The following is a 9,869-nucleotide window of genomic DNA, read 5'->3' as shown; positions in this document are numbered from 1 at the left end:
TGGAGAAGCGACAACTATGAACTAGCCAGCGACAATTACACCCGTCGACCGGCCAGAATAGTTGTCGCTGACCGGCCGTGCCGCTTGACGCTGTCTAATGTGGCCTCTCGACGAAATCGTCGAGCGTGCCACGGTTGACCCGCGTCGCTACCTCACGAGGTTACTGTCCAGCTTCGCGTGAAATCGCTGTCCAGCTTGCCGTGAAATCCGTGTCCACCTTCACGTGATATGCCTGTCCAGCTTGCCGCGAAATCGCTGTCCAGCTTGGTGTGAAATACGCAAACAGGGACTTCCAGGCCGCAGCACCGAATGAAAAGTGGCTCACGGACATCACGGAGTTCCAGATTCCTGCCGGCAAAGTCTATCTGTCGCCGATCATTGATTGCTTCGATGGGCTTGTGATCAGTTGGTCGATCGGTACGCGACCAGACGCCGAGCTTGTGAACACGATGCTCGATGCTGCCATCGAAGCAATGGGCAGCAGCAACAGCCGACCTGTGGTCCATTCAGATCGCGGTGCGCATTATCGCTGGCCAGGCTGGCTTACCCGAATACGTGAGGCCAATCTGATTCGTTCAATGTCGCGCAAGGGATGCTCGCCCGACAACGCGGCGTGCGAAGGCTTCTTTGGACGGCTGAAAACGGAACTGTTTTACTCTCGGGACTGGCAGGCGATCAGCATCGACCGATTCATTGAGATCGTTGACTCGTACATTCGCTGGTACAACGAGAAACGGATCAAGATCTCGCTTGGCGCACTCAGTCCGATTGAATACCGGGAAAGTCTCGGGCTGACGACATAGACCAGTCCAAGAATCCCGCCGCACCCCGAACACGACATTAGGATATAGCCGCTACATCACGAAATATCGCTAATTCGCTTTATGTAAAATAAATTCAGTAATACAGATCATATCTGTTACCACTGGTGTTGACGCCGCGAACCAACGAATGAACCGCTTTCAATGGCGGTTGTTATGAGCAGGCTGTTAGGACTATATGTAAAGAAAAGCCAGCGCCGCAGCGCTGGCTGAATGTCCGGCCATTCCGAGGGCCACCGGACCTGAGAGTAAGAGCATTATGACGCTCTCAACCTGACATCAATTCGGTGAATACCGGGCATCTATCATGCCATTTCCATGCATGGCATAGTGGCCCGTGCTCGTGCAGTGATCCCAGATACCCGGCGCGGTGTTCAGCATGACTATCCGCCGTCAAAAAAAATTTAACAGCCCCCCGTCGTCGTGACTTTGAGTCATCCTGTCGCTGGTTCTTCGAGGAGTGAAAAGGATGAGTCAATTCGATAATCTTCCGGAACAACGTGCAGGACACAGTGAGCCGGAGTTCCAGCCTCTCACGCTCGAACGTCTCAAGGCCGGCGCGGCAATATTGCGGTCAGTTAGGTAAGCAGGATAATTGCCAGGTAGCCGTGAGCCTGTCGGTAGCCACCACGGAGGCGAGCCTGCCCGTCGCTTATCAGCTTTACTTGCCGCAGGAATGGGCGGACGATCCGCAGAGACGGCGGTTGGCCGGGGTGCCCGAGGAAATTGAGTTTGCAACCAAGCCGCAGATTGCTATCGCGCAACTGCGCGAGGCAAGGCAAAGCGGTGCCCCGAACGGAGTGGTGCTGGCGGATGCGGGTTATGGGAACGACACGGCGTTTCGTGACGGCATTAGTGAAATGGGACTGCAATACGCGGTGGGTATCCAGTCGAGCACTCGCGTTTGGCCACCGGGCCTTGCTCCATTGCCTGCTGAATCTTCAAAAGGCAAGGCTGGCCGACCAAGAAGCCTTCAGCGACGAGTACCGGGACATAATCCCGTCGCAGTGAAAGACCTTGCGCTAGCGCTCGAACCATCCCGCTATCAGACCGTTTCGTGGCGCGAAGGTACGCGTACCGCCCTGAGTTCCCGCTTTGCGGCGTTGCGCGTGCGGGCCTCTCATCGTGATTATTGGCGGGCTACGCCTCGCGATGAGGAATGGCTGCTTATCGAGTGGCCCATTGGTGAACCCGAGTCAACCAAATACTGGCTTTGCACATTGCCCGATGCGACGGCTGTCGAACATCTCGTTCACGTTGCAAAGATGCGCTGGCGCATTGAGCGTGACTACCAGGATCTGAAGCAGGAGTTCGGCCTTGGACACTTCGAGGGCCGTGGGTGGCGTGGATTTCATCATCACGCGTCCCTATGCATTGCCGCCTATGGATTTCTCGTCGCACAGCGCCTCAATGAAGGCAGTAAAAAAAACTTCGAAATCCGCAGTGCACCTGCCTTACCCAAGGACTACATCGCACGCGGCTCCCCAGCGCATGCAGCGACACGTAGCTGACTCGATCGCAACGCTGCGATGGCGAATTGCTGCTCATATCTCCAGGCGACTACAGAGATGCCCGTATTGCTCCGTCACTCACAATTTTTATGACACAGTAGTACTAAGAGAGCCGCTTTTATTGCGTGCGAAGTTGGACGCGACCGAACCGTGCCGCGTCCGCCTTCACCAATAGATCAAGCAGCAGTTTTGAGCACGACCTTAGTCCAGCCTTCGTCTCGCGCGTCGAAATGTTTGTATCCCTCCGCTGCTTGCTCGAGCGGGAGTTGGTGCGAGATTATCTGCGACGGTTTGGCCTTGCCGGCCTGAATGAGATCGCACAATCTGCGGTTATAGGCCTTCACGTTTGCCTGACCCGTAGCGATCTTCTGGCCTTTCATCCAGAACTGGCCAAAGTCAATCGCCAGCTTCCCTTCTTTGAACAAGTCATCTTCGGACTTCGGATCCTCGGCGACGAACACACCGACGACGCCGATGCCGCCGGTCGGTCGAACTGCCTTGATGAGATTGTTCATCGTAAGAGCCGGTACTTCGTGACCCTTGCAGCTGCACTGATAGCCGACACATTCGCAGCCACGGTCAGCGCCTTCACCATTGGTCATTTCCAGAATCTGGTCGGCCGATGTCCCGTCGCTGTCGTCGATCGGGATCGCACCCATCTTCTCTGCAAGCTTCAGACGGTCTCGGTGACTGTCGACCACCATGATCTTGCTCGCACCTTTAATCTGCGCGGAAAGGGCAGCCATCAGGCCGACGGGCCCCGCGCCATAGATCACGACGCTCTCGCCTGGAAGTATGCCCGCAAGTTCGGTTGCGTGATAACCGGTCGGGAAGATATCCGACAGCATCACGTAGTCGTTCTCTTTTTCCTGAGCGTCGGGTGGCAGCACCAGGCAGTTGAAGTCGCCGAACGGGACGCGCAGATATTCGGCCTGTCCTCCGCTATACGGTCCCATCCCCGCAAAACCATACGCGGCACCCGCCATGCCAGGATTGGCCGTTAAACAAAATCCCGTGAGCCCACGCTCGCAGTTCTTGCAGAAGCCGCATCCGATGTTGAAGGGCAGGCATACCCGATCTCCGACTTTGACGCGCTCGATACCCGGGCCAACTTCCACGACAACCCCAAGGTTCTCGTGTCCAAGAATCCGGCCACTCTCCATGTTGGTACGTCCCTCGTACATATGCAGATCAGAACCGCAAATGTTGGTCGTGGTGATCTTCACTAGCACATCATTCGGCCGCTCGATTTTCGCGTCCGGCATTTCCTTCACGGCCACGCTGCGCGGACCTTCGTACACAAGCGCTTTCATACGGATCTCCTTGTGAGCATACGTGCGCCAAGGCGGCGACGTTGTTCTCGTTTAAGCAATCCATATACCCAAGGAGCACAGATGATGACGGTGTTCTCCAAATCGGATTGTTGTGAACAAATCTAGGTGTCTGACGACTCGGCCGTAATAACGGCATAGCGATTGCGCTTGCTCGATGAAACGCGTTTAACATTCCTCTTCGAGTCCCCCATGATGACGCCATTGACCCTTCACCCCCTTCCGTTTGACCCGACGTACGAACAGATTCCTGAGGATGAAGCCGAGACAACCCGCGAGCTTGTTGAAACGATGCGCAGCATCCTCGAAACCACCTCAAAGGAATGCGAGCATGCCGTTCGGAGTGTACACGCCAAGGAGCATGGCCTTCTCGAGGGCGAGCTGACGGTTTCGACGACTTGCCGGCGCAACTCGCGCAAGGCGTGTTTTCACGCGCTGGGGTGCATAAAGTCTTGATGCGGCTCTCGACCAATCCTGGCGACGTTCTCAGTGACAGCGTATCGACGCCGCGCGGGCTGGCGATCAAGATCGCGGATGTAGAAGGCGAGCGCTTGCAGGGAAGCAAGACGCAGACCACGCAAGATTTCGTGATGATCAATGCGCCGGCCTTCACCGCGGCGACGCCCAAAGCGTTTCTCTCGAATCTAAAGTTGCTCGCTAAAACCACAGACCGCGCGCCGACGGGAAAGAAAGTGTTGTCGGCCGTTCTACGCGGCGCGGAGAAAGTGGTGGAGGCAGTCGGCGGCGAAAGCGGTACGCTCAAGAGCCTCGGCGGCCATCCTGAAACGCATATCTTGGGCGAGACGTTTTATAGCTGTGTTCCCGTACTCTACGGTCCTTACTTCGCCAAGCTCAGCATCGCGCCGGTGTCGCCAAAGCTTAGGGCGTTGACCGATGTGCCGCTCGCCGTGAACGGTCATCCCGACGCCTTACGGGATGCAGTCAACGAATTCTTCGCCACACAAAAGGGCGAATGCGAAGTGCGCGTCCAGCTCGCGACAGACATTGAGAAGATGCCGATCGAAGATGCATCCGTGCAATGGCCTGAAGACGAAAGCCCGTATGTCGCGGTCGCACGAATCCGAGCGGCGTCGCAGCCTGCATGGGACGAGGCTCGCTCGGTCGCCTTCGAGGACGGCCTGGCGTTCAGTCCGTGGCATGGACTGGCAGCCCACCGCCCTTTGGGTGGCGTCATGCGTTCACGCAAGCCGGCGTACGAGATGTCATCGGAGTTTCGCGGAACGTTCAATGGTTGCCCAATGCACAAGTGACCGCGGCTTCCTTACCCTTCGAGCGCAGTCGCGATCTCGTCGAAGCGAGCAAGTCGAAACGATTGGCAAAGGAGGCGAGCATGAGCAAGTTGCCGAGCATCAGAAAATACGATCACCCGGCGGGTGGCTGGGGTTCGGTGAAAGCCGTTGCGTCGGCGCTCGTGAAGGAGCATGTCGCGCTCGATGGTGAGCGCATCCTGTTGCATCAAAACAAGCCGGATGGCTTTGCGTGCGTCAGTTGCTGGTGGGCCAAACCCGCAGATCCGCACCTATTTGAATTCTGCGAGAACGGCGCCAAAGCCACCGCGTGGGAACTGACGAAGAAGTGAATCGATGAAGACTTTTTTGCGCATCACACGCTTGCCGCGCTCGAAACATGGACGGATAGGGAACTCGAAGCGCAAGGTCGACTGACCGGGCCGATGCGCTACGATGCCGCCACCGATCGCTACGTGCCGATCTCCTGGCAACGCGCTTTCGAGGAGATCGGCGCAATGCTGCGCGACTTCGCGCCGAAGCGCACCGTGTTCTACACGTCCGGGCGCGCATCGCTCGAAACCTCGTTTATGTTCCAGTTGTTCGCGCGGATCTACGGCACCAACAATCTTCCCGACAGTTCGAACATGTGCCACGAAAGCACGTCGGTGGCGCTGCCGGAGACGATTGGTGCGCCGGTCAGCACCGTCACGCTCGATGACTTCGAGCATACCGACTGTTTCTTCTTCTTCGGGCACAACACGGGCACGAACGCCCCGCGCATGCTGCATCCCTTGCAGGAAGCGAGAAAGCGCGGTGCGCGCATTGTCACGTTCAATCCAGTCAAGGAACGCGGGTTGGTGAGCTTCGCGAATCCTCAGTCTCCCGTGGAAATGATGTCGACGAAGGAGACGGCCATCAGCACGCAATATCTGCAAGTCAAGATTGGCGGCGATATCGCGGCGGTAACAGGGATATGCAAAGCGCTGATCGAGGCAGATGACCGGGCGCAACGTGATGACGTTGCACGCGTGCTGGATGCGGCATTCATCGCAGAGCATACGCATGGCTTCGAGTCTTTCGCCGCTGCCATGCGGGCGGCCGACTGGCGCGATATCGAAGTCCAGTCCGGACTCACGCGCAGCGCACTCGAAGCGGCCGCCACCGAATATGCACGCGCGAAAGCCGTGATGATCCTGTTCGGCATGGGTATCACGCAGCATCGTGAAGGCGTGCTCGCCGTGCAGATGCTCACGAATCTGATGTTGCTCGGGCGAATATCGGCAAGCCGGGGGCGGGCATCTGTCCCATTCGCGGACATTCCAACGTTCAAGGACAGCGCACGGTGGGAATCACGGAGAAGCCCGCGCTTGTGCCGCTGGACAAGTTGGCCGAACTCTACGCATTCGAGCCGCCGCGTGAAGAGGGCATGTCTACCGTCGATGCATGTGCCGCGTTGCGCGACGGCGGCCTCGATGCGTTCATCGGCCTGGGTGGGAATTTCGCGCGCGCTACGCCGGACCATCACGTGCTCGAACCCGCGTGGGAAAATGTTCCGCTCACGGTGCAGGTCGCGACGCACCTGAATCGTCGTCATCTATTGCATGGGCGCGCTGCCTATCTGTTGCCGTGCATTGGACGGATCGAGGTAGATCAGCAGGCAACTGGTCCGCAGAGCGTGACGGTCGAAGACAGCACGGCCTGCATTCATGCGTCGAAAGGGTTCGCGAAGCCCGCAAGCGCCTCCCTTCTATCGGAGCCGGCGATCGTCGCCGGACTGGCGAAGGCAACCTTGCACGGGCGTGGCAAGGTCGATTGGGACGCATGGACCGCCGACTATTCGCTCGTACGCGATGCCATCGAGACGACTTATCCCGAACAGTTCGAAGACTTCAATGCACGGATGTCCCAGCCGGGCGGCTTTCACCGGCCGATTCCGGCAGCTAAACGCGAGTGGAAACCAAGAATGGCCGGGCAAACTTCATCACCCCGGACGGCATGGGCGAAGTTCCGGACATGGACTTCGAAGGTGAGCGCACGCTGCGACTGATGACCACGCGTGGCGACGATCAATTCAATACGACGGTGTACGGCTCAAGCGACCGTTTCCGTGGTGTGTTTAACACGCGTGAGGTCATCTTGATGAACCGCGAGGACAGGACGCGATTGAACATCGCGGAAGACCAGGCGCTGACGGTGACAACCGTGTCGAACGACGGCGTAACCCGGAGTATCGACGGGCTGCGGGCCCATGCATTCGATATTCCTGCAGGTTGTGCGCTGGGATATTATCCAGAGTGCAATCCGCTGGTTCCGCTCGCGCATCATGCCAAACGTAGTAAGGTGCCGGCGGCAAAGGCGATTCCAGTGCGCATACGCGGGCTGCGATGCTAAACGCAATATCCGGCATATGCCGCGCTGGAGCCGTCGCGATGAGAGTCGGCCGTAACACAAAGGAGACGCAATTGGTCGCGACGGAAACGAACGTAACTTAAGCTTTCGCAAGCGCCTCAATCAGCGCCTGATTGAACGCGGGTAGGTCATCGGGCTTGCGGCTCGTGATCAGATTTCCATCGATCTGCACTTCTTGGTCTACCCAGGTGCCTCCAGCGTTCCTCACATCGTCCTGCAGACTTGGCCAGCTCGTCATCGTCCGGCCAGAGACGATGCCTGCAGAAATCGGTAGCCAGCCACCATGACAAATCACGGCGATCGGCTTGTTGGCCTGGTTCGCAGCCTTGACGAAACCTTGGGCGTGCACATCGTTACGGATTGCGTCGCCATTGACCACTCCGCCCGGGAGTACGAGGGCGTCATAGTCCGCTGCCTTTGCTGAGTCAAGTGTCCCATCGACTTGGACCGTGTTGGCCTTGTCGACGTGCCTGAAGCCCTGAATCTCTCCGAGCTTTTGCGAAATCACATCCACTTGGGCGCCGGCTTCAGTTAGCGCGCGTTGCGGCTCTACCAACTCTGCCTCTTCGAAACCATCGACAGCAAGAATCGCGATTCTGCGGCCTTTAAGCGAAATAGACATTTCAACACTCCTTGCGACGTATAAAGTGGCGGTCGTGCGTTCCCCGACGGCTGGAGCGGGAAAGGTGAGACCCGATGAGATTCGAGCAACGGGTGTGCCCACGTGTTACGTCGCGAACAATTCGAGGTGCAGGAGATGAGTTTGTCGCGTGATCGACGAGGTGGAATTTCAGAACACGACCGCGCGTAGCGCGAGACCCAGCGGATGTGAGGATGGCCAGTGTTGCTCTGATATCGTGCGATGTTTTCCGGACGCCGTACGAACATCAAGAACAAACTGGCCATGCACCGAATTGTATTTGCGTTTCTCACGCTCGAACAGCATCTTCGCGCCGTCGTGACCACACCTCAGTCATACCGCCCCGATCATTGCCCGCATTGCGGCTTCGGTTGCCTCTGGGGGCACGGCTGTTACGAGCGCAAGGCTGATCGTAGCGCCGACGGCGACCTGAATCCCATTGCGGTGCCGCGCTTCCAGTGCCCGTCGTGCCGACGCACGTGCTCGCGCCTGCCGCTGTGCATCTGCCCGCGCCGCTGGTATGGGTGGGCGCTGCAGCAGCAGGTACTGCAGTTGTTGATCGCGGGTGCCTCGTTGCGCCGTACCGCCGCGATCTTCGCGCTCGGCTATCACACCGTGCGGCGCTGGTGGCGATGGTTGTCAACGGTCCACGAAGACTTCTCTTTCCATCTGCGCAGCCGGTTTGCATCGCTCGGACGCAGCGTCGGCTTCGCCACTTTCTGGCTCGCCTGTCTCCAGTTGATGCACTGTGTGAAGCGATGGCCTGGCTCGATCACGACAGTGTCGCTGTCCCGTGATCGGGGGAACCCCGTTCGCTGCGCGACGACGAAGTCTGCGCTTCGCCGGGTACCCCACACACTTTGCTCACTGCCCGATCTCGCGCATTGTCGGTTTCATACGGGTTCCTTCATTTTTACGGGGAACACCTATGAACGAAGTCGATCCGAAGGCCCTGTTTCGCCTGTCGGTGCTCGGCCCGCTCGTCAGCCGCGAACGGCTGGGCCACGGCGAGCTGCAGCAGATCGTCCAACAGCTCGCGCAGCAGGAATACGCCATTCCCGGCTCGCGGCGGCGTCATATCAGCGAGAAGACGCTGCTCAAGTGGTACTACGCATGGCGACGTGATGGTCTGACGGGACTCGCCGATCACGCCCGTACTGATGTGGGCCGCTCGAAGCTGCCTGAAGTCATACAGGGCGCCGTGCTCGCGGCCAAACGCGAGAACCCGCGCCGTTCGATCCGCCAGATCCGGCTGCTGCTGGAGGCCGCCGGCGTGGTTCCGCGCGACACGCTCTCGCGCTGCGCGGTGCATCGTCTGCTCAAGGCGCACGGCATCTCACGCATTGCCGGTCCCGATGTCGTGCCTGAGGAGAAACGCAGCTTCGAGGCCGAGTATGCCGGTTCGATCTGGTACGGCGATGTGCTGCACGGCCCGACGCTGTCCTTCGGCGGCAAGCGTACAAAGACGTACCTCGTGTCGCTGATGGACGACGCCTCGCGGCTGATCGCTCATAGCGCGTTCTGCACCTCGGAGACGGCGCTCGACATTGAAGGCGTGCTCAAGCAGGCGCTGCTCAGACGCGGCGTGCCGAAGACGCTCGTCGTCGACAACGGCGCAGCCTATCGTGCCTCAACGCTGCAGGGCATCTGCGCGCAACTGTCAATCCGGCTCGTGCATTGCCGGCCGTACCAGCCGACCAGCAAGGGCAAGCTCGAGCGCTGGCACCCCCGGCGGGCAGTTCAACTTCCCCTACTTATGGGCGCGTAAATTCCCCCACCCCGTGAAGCAGGACGAGATCGTTATTTAGGGCAACGCTGAACAAGCCGTTGTATTTATCAATTTGGGCCCGAACACCGGTGGGTCTATCGTGAGTGAGGCTTTGCGGCTGCATTTCTTGCCCACCTGG

At 58.7% G+C, this 9,869-nt stretch carries 5 protein-coding genes and 4 pseudogenes; 7 read left to right on the top strand and 2 right to left on the bottom strand.

The window, feature by feature from the left end; all coding sequences use genetic code 11:
- Positions 1-281: 281 nt before the first annotated feature.
- Together QCE73_RS38995 and QCE73_RS38990 are read left to right on the top strand one after the other, a co-directional pair.
- A pseudogene (locus tag QCE73_RS38995) lies at positions 282-803 on the top strand (IS3 family transposase); the annotation flags it as partial.
- 575 nt (positions 804-1,378) lie between these two features.
- Positions 1,379-2,332: pseudogene (locus QCE73_RS38990) on the top strand (IS701 family transposase); the annotation flags it as partial.
- Between the two features lie 176 nt (positions 2,333-2,508).
- On the opposite strand, the gene QCE73_RS38985 reads toward QCE73_RS38990, so the two are convergent.
- Positions 2,509-3,645, bottom strand: a complete 1,137-nt coding sequence (locus QCE73_RS38985) for a glutathione-independent formaldehyde dehydrogenase (RefSeq protein WP_309886136.1) — start codon at positions 3,643-3,645, stop codon at positions 2,509-2,511.
- Positions 3,646-3,855: 210 nt separating this feature from the next.
- Between QCE73_RS38985 and QCE73_RS38980 the strand changes: the two genes are divergently transcribed.
- The 3 genes and pseudogenes from QCE73_RS38980 to QCE73_RS38970 all read left to right on the top strand — a co-directional run bounded on the left by QCE73_RS38980 (position 3,856) and on the right by QCE73_RS38970 (position 7,304).
- Positions 3,856-4,119: a hypothetical protein gene (locus tag QCE73_RS38980; RefSeq protein WP_309886134.1), complete on the top strand. Its 264-nt coding sequence runs from the start codon at positions 3,856-3,858 to the stop codon at positions 4,117-4,119.
- Positions 4,104-4,934 carry a catalase family protein gene (locus QCE73_RS38975; protein ID WP_309886132.1) on the top strand — a complete coding sequence of 277 codons (831 nt, stop codon included), beginning with the start codon at positions 4,104-4,106 and terminating at the stop codon, positions 4,932-4,934. The genes QCE73_RS38980 and QCE73_RS38975 overlap by 16 nt, the downstream gene beginning before the upstream one ends.
- A gap of 80 nt (positions 4,935-5,014) precedes the next feature.
- Positions 5,015-7,304, top strand: a pseudogene (locus tag QCE73_RS38970) (FdhF/YdeP family oxidoreductase).
- A 97-nt stretch (positions 7,305-7,401) separates the two neighbouring features.
- On the opposite strand, the gene QCE73_RS38965 reads toward QCE73_RS38970, so the two are convergent.
- On the bottom strand, positions 7,402-7,944 hold the full coding sequence (locus QCE73_RS38965; protein ID WP_309886131.1) for a type 1 glutamine amidotransferase domain-containing protein: 543 nt from the start codon (positions 7,942-7,944) through the stop codon (positions 7,402-7,404).
- Positions 7,945-8,184: 240 nt separating this feature from the next.
- On the opposite strand from QCE73_RS38965, the pseudogene QCE73_RS38960 reads away from it, so the two are divergent.
- Positions 8,185-8,529, top strand: a pseudogene (locus tag QCE73_RS38960) (DUF6431 domain-containing protein); the annotation flags it as partial.
- 361 nt (positions 8,530-8,890) lie between these two features.
- Positions 8,891-9,730 (top strand): DDE-type integrase/transposase/recombinase, encoded by an 840-nt coding sequence (locus tag QCE73_RS38955; RefSeq protein ID WP_309886129.1) that lies wholly within the window; start codon positions 8,891-8,893, stop codon positions 9,728-9,730.
- Positions 9,731-9,869: the final 139 nt, after the last annotated feature.

The sequence above is a fragment of the Caballeronia sp. LZ029 genome (genome assembly GCF_031451275.1).
Lineage (GTDB): Bacteria > Pseudomonadota > Gammaproteobacteria > Burkholderiales > Burkholderiaceae > Caballeronia > Caballeronia jiangsuensis.
Note: the sequence above shows the minus strand (reverse complement) of the source record. Positions and strands in the feature narration are given on the sequence as shown.

What these genes read in the sequence shown, in the direction of transcription:
- QCE73_RS38980 (WP_309886134.1), top strand. Translation starts at nt 3,856, where the DNA reads ATGATGACGCCATTGACCCTTCACCCCCTTCCGTTTGACCCGACGTAC.
- QCE73_RS38985 (WP_309886136.1), bottom strand. Translation starts at nt 3,645, where the DNA reads ATGAAAGCGCTTGTGTACGAAGGTCCGCGCAGCGTGGCCGTGAAGGAA.
- QCE73_RS38955 (WP_309886129.1), top strand. Translation starts at nt 8,891, where the DNA reads ATGAACGAAGTCGATCCGAAGGCCCTGTTTCGCCTGTCGGTGCTCGGC.
- QCE73_RS38965 (WP_309886131.1), bottom strand. Translation starts at nt 7,944, where the DNA reads ATGTCTATTTCGCTTAAAGGCCGCAGAATCGCGATTCTTGCTGTCGAT.